Annotated in this window: 20 protein-coding genes; 1 reads left to right on the top strand and 19 read right to left on the bottom strand. The window is 59.9% G+C overall.

From position 1 onward, the window contains the following. Nucleotides 1–53: 53 nt before the first annotated feature. The 10 genes from tolB to ACWHXT_RS08955 form a co-directional block, all read right to left on the bottom strand. Entirely contained in the window at nucleotides 54–1,340 is a 1,287-nt protein-coding gene (tolB, locus tag ACWHXT_RS09000; protein WP_447926057.1) for a Tol-Pal system beta propeller repeat protein TolB, read from the bottom strand. Then, nucleotides 1,340–2,581: a cell envelope integrity protein TolA gene (gene tolA / locus ACWHXT_RS08995; protein ID WP_447957988.1), complete on the bottom strand. Its 1,242-nt coding sequence runs from the start codon at nucleotides 2,579–2,581 to the stop codon at nucleotides 1,340–1,342. Before tolA ends, tolB begins: the two co-directional genes overlap by 1 nt. Before the next feature lie 5 nt (nucleotides 2,582–2,586). After that, entirely contained in the window at nucleotides 2,587–3,030 is a 444-nt protein-coding gene (gene tolR / locus ACWHXT_RS08990; protein WP_447926055.1) for a protein TolR, read from the bottom strand. Nucleotides 3,031–3,041: 11 nt separating this feature from the next. Beyond that, the gene (gene tolQ / locus ACWHXT_RS08985) at nucleotides 3,042–3,722 is read right to left on the bottom strand and encodes a protein TolQ (protein ID WP_447957987.1); all 681 of its coding nucleotides are present in this window, start codon (nucleotides 3,720–3,722) and stop codon (nucleotides 3,042–3,044) included. Between the two features lie 105 nt (nucleotides 3,723–3,827). After that, on the bottom strand, nucleotides 3,828–4,226 hold the full coding sequence (gene ybgC, locus ACWHXT_RS08980; RefSeq protein ID WP_447957986.1) for a tol-pal system-associated acyl-CoA thioesterase: 399 nt from the start codon (nucleotides 4,224–4,226) through the stop codon (nucleotides 3,828–3,830). Beyond that, nucleotides 4,223–5,260, bottom strand: a complete 1,038-nt coding sequence (ruvB, locus tag ACWHXT_RS08975; protein WP_447926053.1) for a Holliday junction branch migration DNA helicase RuvB — start codon at nucleotides 5,258–5,260, stop codon at nucleotides 4,223–4,225. Before ruvB ends, ybgC begins: the two co-directional genes overlap by 4 nt. A 44-nt stretch (nucleotides 5,261–5,304) precedes the next feature. Beyond that, nucleotides 5,305–5,913 carry a Holliday junction branch migration protein RuvA gene (ruvA, locus tag ACWHXT_RS08970; protein ID WP_447528845.1) on the bottom strand — a complete coding sequence of 203 codons (609 nt, stop codon included), beginning with the start codon at nucleotides 5,911–5,913 and terminating at the stop codon, nucleotides 5,305–5,307. A gap of 141 nt (nucleotides 5,914–6,054) precedes the next feature. Continuing rightward, the gene (ruvC, locus tag ACWHXT_RS08965) at nucleotides 6,055–6,606 is read right to left on the bottom strand and encodes a crossover junction endodeoxyribonuclease RuvC (protein WP_447957985.1); all 552 of its coding nucleotides are present in this window, start codon (nucleotides 6,604–6,606) and stop codon (nucleotides 6,055–6,057) included. 184 nt (nucleotides 6,607–6,790) lie between these two features. Then, on the bottom strand, nucleotides 6,791–8,575 hold the full coding sequence (gene aspS, locus ACWHXT_RS08960; RefSeq protein WP_447926051.1) for an aspartate--tRNA ligase: 1,785 nt from the start codon (nucleotides 8,573–8,575) through the stop codon (nucleotides 6,791–6,793). A 62-nt stretch (nucleotides 8,576–8,637) separates the two neighbouring features. Continuing rightward, nucleotides 8,638–8,931, bottom strand: a complete 294-nt coding sequence (locus ACWHXT_RS08955) for an FmdB family zinc ribbon protein (RefSeq protein ID WP_447926050.1) — start codon at nucleotides 8,929–8,931, stop codon at nucleotides 8,638–8,640. A gap of 186 nt (nucleotides 8,932–9,117) precedes the next feature. On the opposite strand from ACWHXT_RS08955, the gene ACWHXT_RS08950 reads away from it, so the two are divergent. Next, nucleotides 9,118–10,065: a D-2-hydroxyacid dehydrogenase gene (locus tag ACWHXT_RS08950; RefSeq protein WP_447957984.1), complete on the top strand. Its 948-nt coding sequence runs from the start codon at nucleotides 9,118–9,120 to the stop codon at nucleotides 10,063–10,065. On the opposite strand, the gene ACWHXT_RS08945 is transcribed toward ACWHXT_RS08950, so the two are convergent. From ACWHXT_RS08945 to ACWHXT_RS08905, 9 genes are all read right to left on the bottom strand, one after another. Continuing rightward, nucleotides 10,062–10,337: an acylphosphatase gene (locus tag ACWHXT_RS08945; protein ID WP_447957983.1), complete on the bottom strand. Its 276-nt coding sequence runs from the start codon at nucleotides 10,335–10,337 to the stop codon at nucleotides 10,062–10,064. The two genes, ACWHXT_RS08950 and ACWHXT_RS08945, sit on opposite strands and share 4 nt — an antisense overlap. A 15-nt stretch (nucleotides 10,338–10,352) precedes the next feature. After that, nucleotides 10,353–11,270, bottom strand: a complete 918-nt coding sequence (locus ACWHXT_RS08940; protein ID WP_447926047.1) for a YihY/virulence factor BrkB family protein — start codon at nucleotides 11,268–11,270, stop codon at nucleotides 10,353–10,355. A gap of 160 nt (nucleotides 11,271–11,430) precedes the next feature. Continuing rightward, nucleotides 11,431–12,348 carry a LysR substrate-binding domain-containing protein gene (locus tag ACWHXT_RS08935; RefSeq protein ID WP_447528838.1) on the bottom strand — a complete coding sequence of 306 codons (918 nt, stop codon included), beginning with the start codon at nucleotides 12,346–12,348 and terminating at the stop codon, nucleotides 11,431–11,433. Nucleotides 12,349–12,381: 33 nt separating this feature from the next. Continuing rightward, a complete protein-coding gene (gene cls, locus ACWHXT_RS08930; protein WP_447957982.1) occupies nucleotides 12,382–13,800 on the bottom strand; it encodes a cardiolipin synthase in 1,419 nt (472 codons plus the stop codon). A gap of 108 nt (nucleotides 13,801–13,908) precedes the next feature. Next, nucleotides 13,909–15,414: a fumarate hydratase gene (locus tag ACWHXT_RS08925; protein WP_447957981.1), complete on the bottom strand. Its 1,506-nt coding sequence runs from the start codon at nucleotides 15,412–15,414 to the stop codon at nucleotides 13,909–13,911. Nucleotides 15,415–15,600: 186 nt separating this feature from the next. Further along, the gene (gene nei, locus ACWHXT_RS08920) at nucleotides 15,601–16,425 is read right to left on the bottom strand and encodes an endonuclease VIII (protein WP_447957980.1); all 825 of its coding nucleotides are present in this window, start codon (nucleotides 16,423–16,425) and stop codon (nucleotides 15,601–15,603) included. Between the two features lie 2 nt (nucleotides 16,426–16,427). Next, on the bottom strand, nucleotides 16,428–18,452 hold the full coding sequence (gene uvrB, locus ACWHXT_RS08915; RefSeq protein ID WP_447896118.1) for an excinuclease ABC subunit UvrB: 2,025 nt from the start codon (nucleotides 18,450–18,452) through the stop codon (nucleotides 16,428–16,430). Between the two features lie 24 nt (nucleotides 18,453–18,476). After that, nucleotides 18,477–18,908 (bottom strand): OsmC family protein, encoded by a 432-nt coding sequence (locus tag ACWHXT_RS08910; protein WP_447926042.1) that lies wholly within the window; start codon nucleotides 18,906–18,908, stop codon nucleotides 18,477–18,479. Further along, nucleotides 18,908–19,105 carry a hypothetical protein gene (locus tag ACWHXT_RS08905; RefSeq protein WP_447528832.1) on the bottom strand — a complete coding sequence of 66 codons (198 nt, stop codon included), beginning with the start codon at nucleotides 19,103–19,105 and terminating at the stop codon, nucleotides 18,908–18,910. Before ACWHXT_RS08905 ends, ACWHXT_RS08910 begins: the two co-directional genes overlap by 1 nt. Nucleotides 19,106–19,144 lie beyond the last annotated feature (39 nt).

The following is a 19,144-nucleotide window of genomic DNA, read 5'->3' as shown; positions in this document are numbered from 1 at the left end:
TCCTTGCCTGAAAACAGAATTTTGTGTTGTTCAACTATTTCTGTTGTTCAACTTTAATTTAAAAAGGGAGACCACGCGGGATCGCGTACTTCACCCTGTGCTGCCGGCAGTCTGAATGACGAGCGGCCATCCGCCGAAACGGCACTCAAAAAGCCACTTCCACCCTGTTGGGTAGCGAAGATTACCATGGTCCCGTTCGGCGCAACACTAGGAGATTCATCCCGCGTTGATTCGCTCAATACGACCAAACGGCCACCATCCAATTCCTGACGCGCTACCTGATACCCACGGTCCGAGCGGTGAATCAAAAAGATTTGGTCACCGTCGGGTGAGTAGCGCGCGCGGGCGTTGTAGTTGCCGGTGTAGGTCACGCGGTCGGCGCTGCCGCCACTGGCCGGCATCTGATAAATCTGCGGGCCGCCGCTGCGATCCGAAGTGAAAATCAGGTTACGGCCATCCGGCGACCAGGCCGGTTCAGTATCGATGCTATTGCTCTGGGTCACACGGTCGAGCGAACGACTGCCGATATCGAGCACGTAGATATCCGGCTGGCCATCCTTGGAAAGCGACATCGCCAGACGGCGGCCGTCCGGCGACCAGGCCGGTGCACCGTTGATACCTTCGAACGAGGTTGCCTGAACCCGCTGCCCGGAGGACACACTTTGAATATAAATCGCCGGGCGTTCCGTTTCAAAGGAAACGTAGGCCAGTTTAGTGCCATCCGGCGACCAGGCCGGTGACATGATCGGCTGATCAGAGGTCAGCACCTGCTGGCTGCGGCGCCCGTCAGAGTCAGCCACGTAAAGTCCGAATTGCATGTTGTCGCCCAAGCCCTGGGCGGTGACGTAGGCAATTTTGGTCGAAAACGCGCCGCGAATATCGGTGATCGCTTCAAAAATCTGGTCGCTGATGTAGTGCGCGCCACCGCGCAGGTCGTTGCTATCGACGTTGACGGTTTCGCCAATCATGCGCGACTGGCCGCTAATGTCCATCAGCTCGAACTGGATCTGGTAGCCGCTGCCGGACTGCTGAGCGCGCCCGACGACCAGGTAGCGGGTATCCAGCGAGCGCCAGGTGCCGAACTGCACATCGCTTGCCTGACTTGGTCTCTCGAACATTGCGCTGCGCTCGAGCGGCGCGAACATGCCGCTACGCTCCAGGTCATCCTGAACGATTTGCGCAACGTCTTCAGGAAACCCCTCGCCACCCTCGAAAGGCACTACGCCGATGGGGAGGGCCTGGTCGCTGCCCCGGGTTATTTCGATGGTAAGGTTGGCACTTGCGACGCTGCTGATCAGCAGCAGAACACAAAATAGCCACACTTTGCTCAATGTCTGCATCAACGTACCCCTCCTGGTGTGAAGTTAAAGTTCATCGGTTGTGATCGAATCATGCGCTGCTGTTCCGGGGTTAGTTGCAGCAGCTCGCGAAACGGCGCTGCTTGCTCGACCGCTTGAATGGCCGACTGATCAAAAGCGCTGTTGCCGCTCGACGTAACTATGTTAGCCATTAACACCTCCCCTGACGGCCCCAAACGCACGCTTATGGTGGCACGCAGGTTGTCGCCGGCGCCGCCGGGAATGATCCAGGCCTGCTCGACGGCACGCTGCACGAGGTTGCTAAAGTTATTGGCTGCCTGCTGGGCTTGTTGCGCATTGGCCGCGGCCGCCGCTTCGCCTTCCAGCTGGCGCTGCATGGCGGCTTCGGCCTCTGCCTGAGCTTCGGCTTCGCGCTGACGCTGGGCCTCTGCTTCCCGTTCACGTTGGGCCTGCGCCTCACGCTCGGCTTGGGCTTCGCGTTCGCGTTGCGCCGCTTCTTCGCGCTCACGTTCTGCCTGGGCTTCGCGCTCAGCTTGTGCTTCGGCCTCGGCTTCGCGACGCGCCTCTTCCTCACGCCGGCGTTCGGCCTCTGCCTCTGCCTCTGCCTCTGCCTCTGCTTGGGCTTCGGCCTCTGCTTCGGCCTCCGCCTCGCGACGTGCGGTTTCTTCGCGTTGGCGTTCGGCTTCCGCTTCTGCCTCGCGTTCCTGGCGAGCCTGCTCTTCGCGCAGGCGTTGCTGCTCGGCTTCGGCTTCTTCTCGGGCTTGCTCCTCGGCGGCGCGCTCTTCGGCCAGGCGCTGGGCTTCTTCTTCGCGTGCCTGGGCTTGAGCTGCCTGCGCCTGAGCCTGTTCTTCGGCCTGCTGTTCCCGGCGCGCCGCTTCGGCTTCGGCTTCTTCGAGCGCACGAGCGCGGTCTGCAGCCGCCTGGGCTTCAGCCTCGGCAGCGGCCTGCGCTTGCGCCTCGGCTTCGGCGTTACTCTCTTGCGGTGCAGGTTCGGGCTCGGGTTCCGGCGGTGGTTCGGTCGCCTCCGGGGCGCTGGCACTCTCTAATGCCGCCTGCTGTTCGATCGCCTGCTGCGCCTGGTCGGTAAAGGTCTCGGTGCTGACGAAGGTTGCCTGCACGATCGAGGTAGTGTCCGGCTCCTCGGTGCTGCTCGGCAGGCTGATCAAGCTAAACGCCAGGATCGCGAGGTGAACCGCAATCGCCAGTATCGCGGGCAAGGTATAGCCGACGTCCTGTCGGTCACGAAAAGCGTCATGGGCCATAAGCGTTACCCTTGCGCCTCCTGGGGCGGCTCGGAAAGTAGCCCTACGTTGGCAACGCCGGCGCGCTGAAGCGTACTCATCAGCACCACGATCTGGCCGTACTGTACGTTACGGTCGCCCCGCACCATGACCGGCGTATTGGGTACACGCTGGAGTATCGCGACGACGCGCTCGGACATCTGATCAAGCGACACCGCCGTGGTGTCCTCACCCAGGGTAATGAAATAGCTGCCTTCGCTATTGACCGAGATAATGATGGGGTCCGACTCGTCCTGGTTCTCCAGCGGTTCGGAGCTTACCTGGGGCAGGTCGACCTCGACTCCTTGAGTCAGCATGGGAGCGGTGATCATGAAGATCACCAGCAGCACGAGCATGACGTCGATGAAAGGGACGACGTTGATCTCCCCCATCGGTTTTTTATTACCGCCGCGATGAAATGGTCCGTTCATTGTGGACTCCCTTAGCCGACGCTCTTGCTGCTATCGCGACCTTGCAGATTGCGATGCAAAATGGCGTGGAACTCTTCGGCAAAGTCTTCGTACTTACCTAGTAGCCGGCTAACGTCATTGGAGAGACGGTTGTAGAAAATAACCGCGGGGATGGCAGCGAACAGGCCCATGGCCGTGGCGATCAGCGCTTCGGCGATCCAGGGCGCGACGGTGGCAAGCGTTGCCTGCTGCGACATGGAGAGCGACTGAAACGAGCCCATGATGCCCCAGACCGTACCGAACAGGCCGATATAGGGGCTTGCCGAGGCCACGGTGGCCAAAAAGGTCAGATGTTGGGTCAGGCGGTCTTCTTCCCGGGACCAGGCAACGCGCATGCTGCGCTGTACGCCTTCGAGAATGGTATCGGCGTTACGGGTCTTGGGAAGCAAACGGTTGAATTCGCGAAAGCCGGAATGAAAGATATGCTCGGCGCCATGCCCCGGCTCGTCGGCGGGAATGTCGCGATAGAGTTCGTTGAGATCGACCCCGGACCAAAACGACTCTTCGAACTCGCTGTACTCCCGTTTGGCTCGGCGTATAGCGATACTGCGCTGAAAAATCACCACCCATGAGAGGATCGACCCCACTACAAGCAGCAGCATGACCAGCTGCACGACGGTGCTGGCACTCATTATCAGGTGGGGTATGGACATGGTGTTATCGTTCACAGTCGCCCTCATCAGTCTGTTAGCGCAAACGCGCCGTTATGGTCTGTAGAATGGATCCAGAAACCCGTTAGGTAGTGCTGCCCGGCCCGCTTACGCGTCGAGTTGGGCGCGAAGCTCGCTGGGCCACGCTTTGGGCCGTAGCGTTTCGCCGTTCAAGCAGGCTATCTCGACTGTGGCGCGGCACAAGAGTTCCTCGTTTCGCCATACGCGTTGCTCGAACACCATCCGGCAGCGGCCCATACTGTCGACGGTTGCGTCTACGCTTAGCGCGTCGTCGAGTCTGGCCGGTTTGCTATAGTGACAAGCCAAGCGGTATACCACTAGCTGCGTGCCTTCGTCCAGCAGCGTTTGCTGGCCAAGCCCCAATTCTCTTAGCCATTCGCTGCGGGCGCGCTCCATGAACTTCAAGTAGTTAACGTAGTAGACGATGCCGCCGGCGTCGGTGTCTTCGATATAGACACGCACCGGCATACGAAACGTTGAGCTCATGGGCGGCGCTCCCCTTCCACGTCGATACTCTGCTCGTGGGGTACGCGGTCGAAGTGTCGCCAGGCCTGGCGGGTCACCACGCGCCCACGCGGCGTGCGCATCATGAGCCCCTGCTGAATCAGGTAGGGCTCGATGACGTCCTCGATGGTATCGCGCTCTTCGCCGATCGCCGCGGAAAGCGAATCCACCCCGACCGGGCCGCCGTCGAACTTGTCGATCATCGCCAGCAATAGCCGACGGTCCATATGGTCCAGGCCGTGATGGTCCACGTTTAGCATATTGAGCGCGGCGTCGGCCAACGCGGCGTTAACGACCCCGTTACCCTTGATGTCGGCGTAGTCGCGCACGCGGCGTAAAAGTCGATTGGCGATACGCGGCGTGCCCCGGGAGCGCCGAGCGATCTCGATCGCGCCTTCGTGGTCGGTTTCGACGTCCAAAAGCCTGGCCGAGCGGGTCACGATCTCGGTCAGCTCTTCCAGGTTATAAAACTCCAAACGCTGCACGATACCGAAGCGGTCGCGCAGCGGCGAGGTCAAAAGCCCGGCGCGCGTGGTCGCCCCGACCAGCGTAAAGCGCGGCAAATCCAGCTTGATCGAACGCGCCGCCGGCCCTTCGCCAATCATGATATCGAGCTGGAAATCTTCCATGGCGGGATAAAGAACTTCCTCGACGACCGGCGAAAGCCGGTGGATTTCGTCGATGAACAGCACATCACCGGGCTCGAGATTGGTGAGCATGGCGGCCAGGTCGCCGGCGCGCTCGAGCACCGGGCCCGAGGTAGACTTGAGCCCGACGCCCATCTCGGTGGCAATGATATTGGCCAGCGTGGTTTTACCAAGGCCCGGCGGGCCAAAGACCAGGGTGTGGTCCAGGCTCTCCTCGCGAAGCCGCGCGGCGCCGATAAAAATCTCCAGCTGTTCGCGTACCCGGGGCTGGCCAATATAGTCCTGGAGTTTTTTGGGGCGAATGGCGTGGTCGATGCGCACTTCGCCCTGCTCGGGGGCGGCGGCAATGAGCCGGTCGTGTTCTAGCATAAATACTCGTTAGCGCCTGCGTTCAAAACCCGATAATTTGTCATTCAGCCTCCCATGCGCCGGGTAAGGGCTGCTTTTATGAGCGCTTCCGTGGGCTGATGGGGGTCAATATCGGCCAGCATTTTAGCGGCTTCGGTCAGCTTATAGCCAAGGCTTGTAAGCGCCGCTTCGGCATCGGCCAGGTTGTTGCGCGGTGCGGGCTCGCCGTTGGCGCCTTCCAGGGCAAGCGGTGCGTGCTGGCCCTGCTCCCATTCCGGGAAGCGGTCGCGCATTTCGATGATCAGCCGCTCGGCGGTTTTCTTGCCCACGCCGGGCAGTTTGGTGAGCGCTTTACTGTCGTCGTCGCGCACGCAGCGCATGAAGGCGTCTTCGTCCATGCCCGAGAGAATCGCCAGGGCGAGCTTGGGGCCTACGCCGTTGACCTTGATCAGCGCCCGAAAGAGCGCACGCTCCTGCGCTCGGGCGAAGCCGTAAAGAAGATGCGCGTCGTCGCGAATGGTCAGGTGGGTATAGAGCGTTACGGTCTCGCCCGGGGCGGGAAGCGCCACAAGGGTTGTCATCGAGGCTTCCAACTCGTAGCCAACGCCGTGCACGTCGATGACCACCCAGGGTGGATGTTTTTCCAGCAGTGCGCCGTTTAAACGACCAATCATGGGCTACCTCGTTACCGATCAAACTTGGGTTACATAAAAAAGCGAGTGACTAAACAGACGGTTACTCTACACAGGGTTACTATATGACGACTCTGTACAGATGACCAGTGGTGGCGCGACGACCTTAAGCGCTGTGCGCCGTTAAAGTCGCCAACGCCCGCTCGAGCGCCGGCTTGCCCCCCGGGCGGGCAAAGCCGTTAGCCCCTGGCCTGCGTAGGCGTGGCTGAGCGCAATGGCCAGCGCATCCGCGGCGTCGGCCTGGGGGGTGGCCGAAAGATTCAAAATGGCGGTGACCATATGCTGGACCTGGGCTTTATCCGCCCCGCCCTGGCCGGTCACCGCCTGTTTGATTTGGCGGGCGGCGTACTCGGCGATTTCCAGCCCGTGATTGGCCATGCACACTAACGCCGCGCCGCGCGCCTGGCCAAGTTTCAGGGCGGAATCCGGGTTTTTCGCCATGAAGACACGCTCCACCGAAACCTCGGTTGGCCGGTGAAGACCCACTACCTCGGCAAGCCCGGCGTAGATTTGCGCCAGGCGCTGCTCGAGTGCCCCGTCAGCGGTTCGGATACAGCCGCTGGCCACGTAGTGCGGCTTGGCGTTGACCAGTTCGATCACGCCGTACCCGGTAATCCGCGAGCCCGGGTCGATCCCCAGGATGCGCCGGGTCGGGCCTTTGGGCCGTTCGTCCATGTGCTTTCTCCTGACGGACTATTTCTAACGTACAATTTCCAGACGTACTACTTCCAGACGTACTACTTCCAGACGTGCTTTTCCTGACCTACTTCCCTTGAAGCACGGTGCCTGGAAACAAAAACACCGACGCGAGCGCCGGTGCTTGAGCCTACCTTAACGTAGCATTGAAACCTTTACCGGATTACTCGCCGGTGGTGGTCTCGGGCTTCGCTTTCTGGCGCAGGCGGATGTTGAGGTCCTTGAGCTGATCCGGGCTCACCTCGCCCGGGGCGTCGGTCATCAAACACGCCGCGCTCTGGGTTTTCGGGAAGGCGATTACTTCGCGGATGGTTTTCGCATCGGCCATCAGCATCACCAGACGATCGAGGCCGAAGGCCAGGCCGCCGTGGGGCGGCGCGCCGTACTGGAGCGCGTCGAGCAAGAAGCCGAACTTCTCCTGGGCTTCCTCTTCACCGATACCCAGAATCTCGAACACGCTGCGCTGCATGGTCTGGTCGTGGATACGGATCGAGCCGCCGCCGAGCTCGGTGCCGTTGAGCACCATGTCGTAGGCGCGGGAAAGCGCGCTGGCCGGGTCGGCCTTGAGCTCTTCCGGCGAGCAGGACGGCGCCGTGAACGGGTGGTGAAGCGGGCTCAGACGACCGTTATCGTCGGCTTCGAACATCGGGAAGTCGACGACCCAAAGCGGCGCCCAGGATTGGGTGTAAAGGTCCAGATCGGCACCGAGCTTCACGCGCAGCGCGCCGATCGCCTCGTTGACGATATTGGTCTTGTCCGCGCCGAAGAAGATGATATCGCCATCCTCGGCCCCTACCCGGTCCAGAAGCTCTTCGACCACGTTCTCCATGAACTTGACGATGGGCGACTGAAGACCTTCCAGACCCTTGGCGCGCTCGTTGACCTTGATCCAGGCCAAGCCTTTCGCGCCGTAAATGCCGACGAATTTGGTGTACTCATCGATTTCTTTACGCGAAAGCTTGGCGCCGCCGGATACTTTCAGCGCGGCCACACGGCCGTCGTCGGCGCTGGCCGGTCCGGAGAAGACCTTGAAGTCGACCTGGCTCATCAGGTCGTCGACATCGGTCAGCTCGAGCGGGATACGTAGATCGGGCTTGTCCGAGCCGAATCGGTCCATCGCTTCCTGCCAGCTCATGCGCGGGAATTCGGGCAGCTCGACGGAGAGTACTTCCTTGAAGAGCTTTTGAATCATCGACTCGGTAATGCCCATGATATCGTTCTCCTCGACGAAGGAGGCCTCGATATCGATCTGGGTGAACTCGGGCTGACGGTCGGCGCGCAGGTCCTCGTCGCGGAAGCACTTGGCGATCTGGTAGTAGCGGTCGAAGCCCGCCACCATCAAAAGCTGCTTGAAAAGCTGGGGCGACTGCGGCAACGCGAAGAAGCTGCCAGCGTGGGTGCGGCTAGGCACCAGGTAGTCGCGGGCGCCTTCCGGCGTTGCGCGGGTCAGGATCGGCGTCTCGATATCCAGAAAACCTTCGTTTTCCAGATAGGCGCGAACGGTATGCGAGATACGCGAGCGCAGACGCAGTTTCTCGATCATGTCCGGGCGGCGCAGGTCGATGTAGCGGTGCTTGAGGCGCACTTCTTCGCCGACCTTGCCGTGCTCGTCGAGCTGGAAAGGCGGCGTGGCAGCGGTGTTGAGCACCTCGACGTCTTTCGCCAGAATCTCGATCATGCCGGTGGGCATGTTCGGGTTTTGCGTGCCTTCCGGGCGCAGCCGAACGCGGCCGGTAATACGCAGCACGTACTCATTACGGGCACGGTCGGCATTGGCGAACGCTTCAGCGGTATCCGGGTCGACTACGAACTGGGCGATGCCGTCGCGATCGCGCATATCGAGGAAAATGACCCCGCCGTGGTCACGGCGACGATGCACCCACCCACAGACGGTGACCGTTTGATCTACCAGAGTTTCGTTAAGCTGGCCGCAATAATGGCTGCGCATGTTTCATCCTGTTCTGTTACGTGACAATAAAGGTATCGCGGGTCTGGCCTTCACCGGCGCGGCTACGCCGCATCACCCTTGCTTTTGGAAGAGCCACCGGTGGGTGTAGACGAAGCGCTTTCGGCTTTACCCTTTGCGGCGGGCTGGTTGTCCGCTGCCAGGTTTTTCTTGCCACCGGTTTTGAAATCGGTTTCATACCATCCGCCGCCGGCCAAGCGGAAACCGGCCGCCGACACCAGACGATTGAGATCGTCGCGCTGACAGGCCGGGCAGTGCTTCAACGGGTCGGCACTGATCTTCTGTAGTTTTTCCATGCGATGACCGCAGGCCTTGCACTCGTATTCATAGATGGGCATGTTGATAGCTCCTGAAAAGCTCAGCGTAGACAGGACATTGATAACCCTAACGACTTTGGGCCCTGGCAATATGTGGCCTGTCGTAATAAATTCCAAGACAGCGGTTGGTAAAGCCGCCCATTATACCCTTTTGTGCCCCCTGCCGGGCAAGGCCTGGCACCCCTCGGTTTACATGGAGAGAATAAAATGGCCAACGCGGTAATGCTCGATGCACAAAGCATGGGCCCCCATATCGATTTCACCGCGATTCGTGACTGCGTCTCGACGCTGGATATCCACGACCAAACCACCCCGGAGCAGGCCGAAAAGCGCCTGAAAGACGCCGAGATCGTGCTGGTCAACAAGGTCAAACTCGACCGTCAGCTTTTGGAGTCGCTGCCCTCGCTCAAGCTTATTTGCGTCATGGCGACCGGCCTTAACAACATCGACATGGACGCGGCCAAGGCCAATGGTATTGCCGTGAAAAACGTGTCCGCCTACGGCACGGCCAGCGTGTCTCAGCATACGTTGATGTTGATATTGACACTGGCGGCTCGCCTGCCTCGCTACCAGCAGGATGTCGCCCAAGGCGCCTGGCAGCAGAGCGCGTTTTTCTGCCTGCAGGACTACCCGACGCTACAGCTTGCCGGCAAGGAGCTCGTCATGGTCGGCCAGGGCGAGCTTGGCTCGGAAGTGGCGCGGCTGGCGAAAGCGTTTGGTATGAACGTGACGTTCGCCGCACGCCCAGGTGGCGAGGCCGACGACCAGCGCCCAAGCCTCGACGAGCTTATGCCCCGCGCCGATGTCATCAGCCTGCACTGCCCGCTCAACGAGCAAACGAAACACCTGATCAATAAAGAGCGGCTGGAAAACGCCAAGCCGTCGCTTTTGCTGGTTAACTGCGCCCGAGGCGTCATTATCGACGAGCACGCTGCGCTAAAGGCCCTGCGCGAAGGCCAAATTGGCGGGCTTGGGGTCGATGTACTGCCCGAAGAGCCGCCGCGCAGTGGTCATGCCTTGCTGGACGCGCTGGCAAGCGACGAGGCGCTCAACCTGATCGTGACCCCGCATAACGCCTGGGTCACCCCGGAGGCCCGCCAGAACATCGTCAAGCTGACCGCCGAGAATATCGAACGCTTCAAAGCAAGCGCCTAGGCGGTCGTAAACCCTTCGGGCACGCGCACGCCGCTGACCTCTTCGAAGGAGACCTCGGTGACGTGTGCGTTCGCAGGCCCCTGCCAGAGCCACTCGCCAAGGGCGGTGACCGCCTCGGCGTCGCCGCACATGAGTACTTCGACCCGGCCATCGGGCAGATTTTTAGCGTAGCCCGTTACCCCTTTGGTACGGGCCTGTTGCTGAGTACTCGACCGGTAGTGAACGCCTTGTACCTTGCCGCTTACCCAAGCGCGAACGTTTTTCGTTACCACGATGGCCTCCTCTTTTTAAACGTCGTCCTGCTCTTTGATGAACTCATGCTTGACGCGAACCGCGCTATTACGCGGGATGATCGGCCGCCCGCGGCGGGCCAATAGCGAGCGGGTAAACGCAGCGCCAAACAGTAGAATAAGCGAGCTGTAATAGACCCATAAAAGTACCATGACGACCGAACCCGCCGCGCCGTAGGTCGACGCCGTCGCCGTGTAGGCCAGATAAACGGCGATCAGGTTGCGCCCGATAGTAAAGAGTACCGCCGTCACCAGCCCGCCAATCAGTACGTCCCGCCAGCGTAGCACGACATCCGGCAACACCTTGAAGATGGTCGCGAACAACAGCGTGACCATGGCAAGCGAAAGCAGGGATTCGAGCGTAGTGGTGAAAAAGCTCATAAACGGCATGAGATAATTGGCCGCTTGCAGCATCCCGCGAATCACCACCCCCAGCACCAGAGACACCAGTAAAATGAAGCCGATCGACAGCACCACGGTCAGCGATAAAAGGCGGGTCTTGATAAAGATGAAGGCGCTGTTGGAGGTAGGTTTGGCGGTAACGTCCCAGATGGTGTTCAGCGAAAACTGCATCTGCGCAAACACGGTGGTTGCGCCGACCAGTAGCGCGCCAAAGCCCAAAAGCGTGGGCAGAAGCCCCGACTCTTCGATACGCGACTGGGCGACGGCTTGTTCGATGGCGGATGCTGCATCGACCCCAAGTGTGCCCTGCAACTGGGCGACGATTTGGCCCTGGGCGGCATCTTCGCCCAGCACGATGCCAATGACCGTGACGGCGATAATGATCGTTGGTGCCAATGAGAAGAGCGTATAGAACGCAAGCGAGCCTGCGTAGCTAAAAGCGTTGCGCTCGAGCCAGAGTGCAATGGCGTCCTGCACTACTTTCCACCAGAACAGTAGCGTACGTTTTAGCATATTGATTCCCTTGCGAAATACTTTATGTCATGCGCTTTATAGCGCGCACTTGTGTGATGCTTTTTAATAATAACAGGATACCTAACTATTGCCTGGCGCGCTTTCTTCGCAATACCTGCCTTTTTCACAAGCACTTTATAGTGAAGCCGTTTTCAAATGATCACGCTTGAAGGAAATCCCTCGGGAGTTTCATCATCTGCCGCCAAAGCCGCTCGACACCGGGTTTATGAACCAGCGAGCAGCGGTAAAGGCGAATTTCCAGCGGGATATCGAGGCTTTCGTCGCCGGCGCGCACCAGGCGTTTGCTCTTGAGCTCCTCGCGAATGCAGAAGTCCGGAATCCAGGCAACGCCCACGCCCTGGAGCACCATCCCTTTTAGCCCTTCGGCCATGGCGGTTTCGTAAACCGTGCGCAGGTTCATGCGCAGCGGGTCGTTTTTGAGCACCATATGCACGCTGCGCCCCAAAAACGCACCCTGGCTATAAGCCAAATACGGGACCGGCTCTTGCTGGTCGAGGGTAAAGAGCGGCTGGCCGTCGCTATCGGCAAGCGACACCGGCAGCATTTTGACATTGCCGATGGAAAACGACGGAAACACCTTGGTATCGAGCTGCATGGTGGCGAAGGGGTCGTAATAACCGAGCATCAGGTCGCAGTTGCCCTCGCGCAGTACGTGGATCGCTTCGCCCACGTTCATCGCCATTAACCGGGTAGGCAGCTCGCCTACCCCTTTTTGCAGCCGCGAGATCCAGGGCGGATAAAAGCTGAGCGCAAGCGAGTGCGCCGCGACGATGTCCAATGCCTCGTTGGCGATGGAAAGCCCGTGTAAGTGGCTAATGGACTCGTTGAGTTGTTCTACCAGGTTACGCGCGGTCACCAGAAAAAGCTGCCCTTCGGCGGTCAATCCAATGGGCGTGGTCGAGCGGTCCACCAGCGTCGTATCCAGCGCCTGCTCGAGGGCGCGAATGCGGCGGCTAAAAGCGGGCTGGGTGACGTGGCGCTGTCGCGCCGAGGCCGAAAAGCTTCGCGTATTGGCCAGGGCGACGAAATCCTCGAGCCATTTGGTTTCCAGATTCATCCGAAACTCCTTGTGTCGGCGTCTACGCTAAAGCTACTGAATGGGCGCGGTTAAATAGGCAGCGCGGGAAACGACTTTTTTCCAAAGCGGTCGGTTATTGATTTCGTCGATGGTAACCCGCCGGCAATTGGAAAAATCCTCCTCGAGCATATCCGTGACGCTCGCGGCGAAGCTTGACGACGGTACGTAGGCGGTAATCTCGAAATTAAGCCGAAAAGAACGGTTATCCAGATTGATCGTGCCGACCGTGGCGGCTTCATCGTCGATTAGCATCACTTTTTGATGTAAGAACCCGGGAAGATAACGGTATATTTTAACACCTGCTCGCAGCATGTCCGGTAAAAAGGAGAACGCCGAAAGAAATACCAGCAGATGGTCTGGCCGCTCGGGGATCATGACGCGTACATCGACGCCCCGCATGGCCGCTAAACGCAGCGCATCCTGTACGCCCTGGTCCGGTACGAAGTAAGGGCTTGTCACCCAAAGCCGGTCGTTGGCGCTATGAATGAGCTGCTGGATCAAAAGGCTGGCCGTATCGTGCTTGTCCGCCGGGCCCGAGGGCACGATGACCACCTGATGGTCCATCTGCGCGTGGTTTTCGGCGTGCCAGTTCAGTGTGATGACTTCGCCGGTCGCCCAGTGCCAGTCCTCCCAAAACGCTTCCTGCAGACCCAGTACGCCGGGGCCTTGAAGCATCAGATGCGTGTCCCGCCAGGGGCCGTGACGGGGGTGCTCCCCTAGATACTCCACGCCGACGTTGAAGCCCCCTACCCAGCCTTTTTTGCCATCGACGACCATGATCTTACGGTGATTGCGGAAATTGAGCTGAAAACGATGCTTGAACCCGCGTGAGGAGCCAAAGGGGCTTACTTCTACGCCTTCGCTTGCCAGTTCCTTGAAGTAGCCATCCCGCAGCTTGCGGCTGCCAAGCTCGTCGTAAAGAAAGTAGATACGCACGCCCCGGCCCACCGCGTCTAACAGGTGCTCTTTGAGTTTTTGACCGAGCCGATCATCGCGCACGATAAAAAATTGCAGCAACAAGTAGTCGTTAGCGTCGTCGATTCCCTGGAACAGGCTCTCGAAGGTGGCGTCACCATTGATCAATAGCTCGGCGTGGTTGCCCTTGGTCAGCGGCATCATGGCCAGCTGCTCCACCGCTTGAATATCCGGCGTGGCGGGAAGCGAGATATGCGGCTTCATGTTGTTACGGTAGCGGCGCAGCACGCGCCTTAGGACATTGTCCTTGGCGCCGCGAGCCGTCACGTAGCCATAAAACCGCGGGCGGCCAAAAAACCAGTAGGCCGGCAGCGCCACGTAAGGAAACGTTAGAAGCGACATTATCCAGGCGACGGCACCTTGCGAGGTTCGACTCGACATGAGCGCCATGACGGCGGAGACCATGCCCAATAGGTGGATGAGCATAATGCCCGTACCGATAAGCCATGAAGTCATCAAACGCTCCCTGCCATACACTCAGTTCCTTGAACGATTCCCTATATGCAAAAGCCCCGCGAGACGGGGCTTTCGTTTTTGACTGACGGGTAATTTGCTTGTGCCAGTTTACGCGGTTTCGGCAATAATTGCTTTCCATTTAGCCGGGCCGGTCTGATGAACCGAGGTGCCTTGCGTGTCGACCGCCACCGTGACCGGCATATCTTCTACCTCGAACTCGTAGATGGCTTCCATCCCCAGATCTTCGAAGCCTACCACGCGGGATTTCTTGATCGCCTGGGCGACCAGGTAAGCCGAGCCACCCACCGCCATTAGATAAACCGCCTGGTTGTCTCGAATCGCCTCGATCGCCGCCTGGCCACGCTCGGCCTTGCCCACCATGCCTAGAAGCCCGGTCTCTTCGAGCATCGTGCGGGTGAACTTGTCCATGCGTGTCGCGGTGGTCGGGCCAGCCGGGCCCACGACTTCGTCGCCGATCGGATCCACCGGGCCGACGTAATAGATAAAGCGCCCTTTCATATCCACCGGCAGCGGCTCGCCTTTGGCGATCATGTCGGTCATACGCTTATGCGCCGCGTCCCGGCCGGTCAACAGCTTGCCGTTGAGCAGCAGCGTATCGCCGGGCTGCCAGGTTTTGACCTCCTCGGCGGTGACGGTGTCGAGATTGACCCGCTTGACGTTGTCACCTATTTCGCGGGTGATCTCGGGCCAGTCCTCAAGCTTGGGCGCCTTCAAGGCCACCGGGCCCGAGCCGTCGAGGGTGAAATGGGCGTGGCGTGTGGCCGCGCAGTTGGGAATGATCGCCACCGGCTTGTTGGCCGCGTGGGTCGGGTAATCCTTGACCTTGATATCGAGCACCGTGGTCAAACCGCCCAATCCCTGGGCGCCGATGCCGGTTTTATTGACCTTGTCGAAAAGCTCCAGGCGTAGCTCTTCGGCGCGGTTGCTTGCACCGCGCGCCTGCAAGTCCTGAATATCGATGGGATCGAGCAGCGCTTCCTTGGCGATCTCCATGGCTTTTTCCGCCGTACCGCCAATCCCGATACCCAGCATTCCCGGCGGGCACCAGCCGGCGCCCATTTTGGGCAGCTGCTCGAGCACCCAATCGACGACGCTGTCCGAAGGATTCAGCATGGCGAACTTGGATTTCGCTTCGCTACCGCCGCCCTTCGCCGCTACGTGGATATCGACCTTATCGCCGGGAACGATCTTGTGGTGGATGATCGCGGGCGTGTTGTCCTTGGTGTTCTGGCGCTTGCCGTCCGGGTCGGCCAGCACCGAGGCGCGCAGCACGTTATCCGGCAAAAGATAGGCCCGGCGAACGCCTTCATTGACCATATCATCCAGGCTCATGTCCGCCTGCCAAGTCACGTTCATGCCGACGTGAACGAACACGGTCACGATGCCGGTATCCTGACAAATCGGCCGATGTCCGGTCGCACACATGCGTGAATTGATCAGAATCTGGGCGATGGCATCCTTCGCGGCCGGGTTCTCTTCACGCTCGTGGGCGGCCGCCATGGCGTCGATAAAGTCTTTCGGATGATAATAGGAGATGTACTGGAGGGCATCGGCAACGCTTTGAATAACGTCGTCCTGTTTGATCACGGTCATGAACAACGGGCTCCTGATAGGTCGATTCAAGCGGCTATTTCTAAAGGATTTTGGCATCCCGTTAGCCGTCTAGGCGAAGCGCAGTATACCCGATCGAATAATTCGCGGCAGCTCTGCTTGGTGACAACATCACTCCAAAGGCGATTCTTTTAGCTTAGCCAACAAGATAACGGTATAAATTTGGATTCATGAAACCGGCTGGCAGTGTGGGCACCAGTAAAGCCTACGCGAGCCAACCATCTGCCGCTCGATGACCTCCCCACAGCGGTGGCAAGAGAGCCCGGCGCGCTCGAATACACTAAAGCGCCACTGCCGCCGTGTTTCGCCGGCGGCTTTGGCCTGTTCGATCCAGGCATCGCGGTTGGTGACCCCGGCCTGGCGATAGGCTTGCCAGGTGGTATCGATGATGATCTGCGCCAGCGTCTTGCGCGCGTCAGCGGTTAAATCCACCGGCCGGGTTTTGGGGTTGAGCCCGGCAAAGAACAGGATCTCCGAGCGCAGGTAGTTACCAAGCCCCGCCACCAGGGACTGGTCGAGCAGCAGCGCCCCCAGGCTTCTGCGATAAAACCGGGTATCGTCCAGGCGCTCGACCACCCCGGCGGTGGATACGTTCTGACTTAGCAGATCCGGGCCCAGGCGTGCCAAAAACGGATGTTCGTCGAGGCGGTCTTGCTCGAGCAGCGCGATACTCGACGCGCTATAAAGGCTCGCCGCCCTTCCCTCGGCGATCAAACGTACGCGCAGCGAGCGCCTGGTTTGAGGTGGTTGGTGGGCGGCGTGAAGCTTCCAAACGCCGTATAGCTGATTGTGCGAATAAAGCACCCGCCCATTGGCAAAGCGAATCAGCATGGCCTTGCCCCGGGTCTCGACGGCGTCGATGCGCACATCTACCAGCGAGTCGGCCTGGGCCTGGAGCTCGTCAAAGGCAAACCAGGCCTCTTCCACTACCCGGCCGCCTATCTGCTTTTCGATACGGTCCGCCGCGCGGCGGATTTCCGGACCTTCCGGCACGACTACCCTAGCACCAGCTGTTTCTCTTTCATTTGATTGAGCTGGTCGCGCAGACGCGCCGCCTCTTCAAACTCCAGATTTTGGGCCGCTTCGAACATCGCGTCCTCGAGCTTGCTGACCGCATCGGTAAGCTCCTGCTGGCCCATGCTCGCAATGTCGTACTCGACGGGCTGGCTTTTCTTGCGATCCGAACCGCGACGGCCGTTGGTCTTTTTAGCCCCCGGCGCTTGGCCGGCTTCCATGATGTCCGCCACCGAGCGGGTCACGGTAGTCGGCGTAATGCCGTGCTCCTCGTTGTGCTCCATCTGCTTGGCACGACGGCGCTCGGTTTCATCCATGGCACGACGCATGGAGTCGGTAATACGATCGCCGTAAAGAATCGCCTTGCCGTGGGCATTACGCGCGGCGCGGCCGATGGTTTGAATGAGCGAGCGCTCGGCGCGCAAAAAGCCCTCTTTATCCGCATCGAGAATGGCCACCAGCGAGACTTCGGGAATATCCAGGCCCTCGCGCAGCAGGTTGATGCCGACCAGTACATCGAACTTGCCCAGGCGCAGGTCGCGAATGATCTCGACCCGCTCGACGGTATCGATATCCGAGTGCAGGTAGCGTACGCGGATGCTGTGATCGTCCAGATACTCGGTCAGGTCCTCTGCCATACGCTTGGTAAGCGTGGTGACCAGCACGCGCTCGCCCACCGCGGTGCGCTTGTTGATCTCGGAGAGCAGGTCGTCCACCTGGGTACTGGCCGGACGCACCTCGATTTCCGGGTCGAGAAGCCCCGTCGGCCGCACCACCTGCTCGACCACCTGGCCGGCGTGCTCGGCTTCATACTTACCCGGTGTGGCCGAGACGAAAATCGTCTGCGGGGAGATCGATTCCCACTCCTCGAACTTCATCGGGCGGTTATCCAGCGCCGAAGGCAGCCGGAAGCCGTACTCCACCAGGGTCTCCTTGCGCGAGCGGTCGCCTTTGTACATACCGCCCACCTGGGGGACGCTCACGTGGGACTCGTCGATGAACAGCAGTGCATCGTCCGGCAGGTAGTCGAAGAACGTGGGCGGCGCGTTGCCCGGGTCGCGCCCGGAAAGATAGCGGGAGTAGTTCTCGATGCCGTTGCAGTACCCAAGCTCCAGCATCATCTCGATATCGTAGAGCGTACGCTGCTCCAGGCGCTGGGCTTCCACCAGCCGTTCGTGCTTTCTAAGCCACTCCAGGCGCTCCTTGAGCTCGGCCTTGATCGACTCGATCGCTTCCAGAATCGTCTCTCGCGGCGTTACGTAATGGGACTTGGGGTAGATCGTCATACGCGGTACTTGGCCGCGCACATCGCCGGTGAGCGGGTCGAACAGGCGGATGGAGTCGATCTCGTCGTCGAAGAGCTCGACGCGTACCGCCTCCTCGTCGGAATCCGCCGGGAAGATATCGATGACGTCGCCGCGTACCCGGTAGGTACCCCGGCGAAAGTCCATGTCATTACGGGTATATTGAAGCTCGGCCAGGCGGCGCAAAAACGCCCGCTGGTCGATCAACTCGCCCCGGGTAAAGTGCAGGCGCATCTTCAAATACTGGTCCGGGTCACCCAGACCGTAAATGGCCGACACGGATACCACGATCAGCGCGTCGCGGCGCTCCAGCAACGCCTTGGTGGCGGAAAGGCGCATTTGCTCGATGTGGTCATTGATCGAGGCGTCTTTCTCGATGAACGTATCCGAGGAAGGAACGTAGGCTTCGGGCTGGTAATAGTCGTAGTAGGAGACGAAGTACTCGACGGCGTTATCCGGAAAGAACGCCTTGAACTCCCCGTAAAGCTGGGCGGCCAGCGTCTTGTTGGGGGCCATGACAATAGTCGGGCGCTGCAGCTGCTGCACGATATTGGCCATGGTGAACGTCTTGCCCGACCCGGTCACACCCAGTAGCGTCTGATGGGCAAGCCCCGACTCGAGCCCGCTGATTAAGCCTTTGATGGCGGTCGGCTGATCACCCGCGGGTTCGAACTTCGACGTTAGCCGGAACTCTCTGCTCATCGTTACTCCAATCTGGAAAAATCGTTATTCGCCCGCGTGCTGGCCGGGGGAAGTCAACTGCGTATTGATGGTCACGGTGGCTTGGGTCATGAGCCGCTGCACCGGGCAGCGCTCGCTGATATCCAAAAGTTTTGCGCGCATTGCCTCGTCGAGAGGACCGTGAAGCTCGAGATGAACGTCGAGGGAGTACTGCCCTTGGCGCTCCTGGCTTTCGTCCCGCGCTACCGTCACCGTGATCCCTTCCAGCGGCCACTCCTTGCGCTTGGCGTACATCTGCACGGTAATGGCTTTACAGCTGCCCAGCGCCATATCGAAGTAGTCGTGCGGGTCCGGGTCCTGCCCATCGCCCCCCATCGGCGCGGGCGCGTCGGCGTAGAGCGCTTCGACGTCCTCGACCTCGATTCGCTGCCTGAAGGTTTTATTGCGCTCGCTGATAAGGGTGATGGGCTGATGCATTAGGAGACCTCGATGTTGAGCTTTAGATCCTTGACCGCCTTGATAAGCGTTTGATGGCTTGCACGCCCTTCGACCTCCGCGCCATGACGCCCGACCTCGGCGCTCTCCACGCCGTCGAGCATCATCAGTGCGGTCGTAATCTTGTTCACTTCATCGGCGTTTCGTACACCCTTGAAGTTCAGGGATTGGTAAGCCATGACTCATCCTTCTTTTGAAACCGGCGCCGGGCGCCCGCT

The organism is Vreelandella halophytica (genome assembly GCF_968193635.1).
Note: the sequence above shows the minus strand (reverse complement) of the source record. Positions and strands in the feature narration are given on the sequence as shown.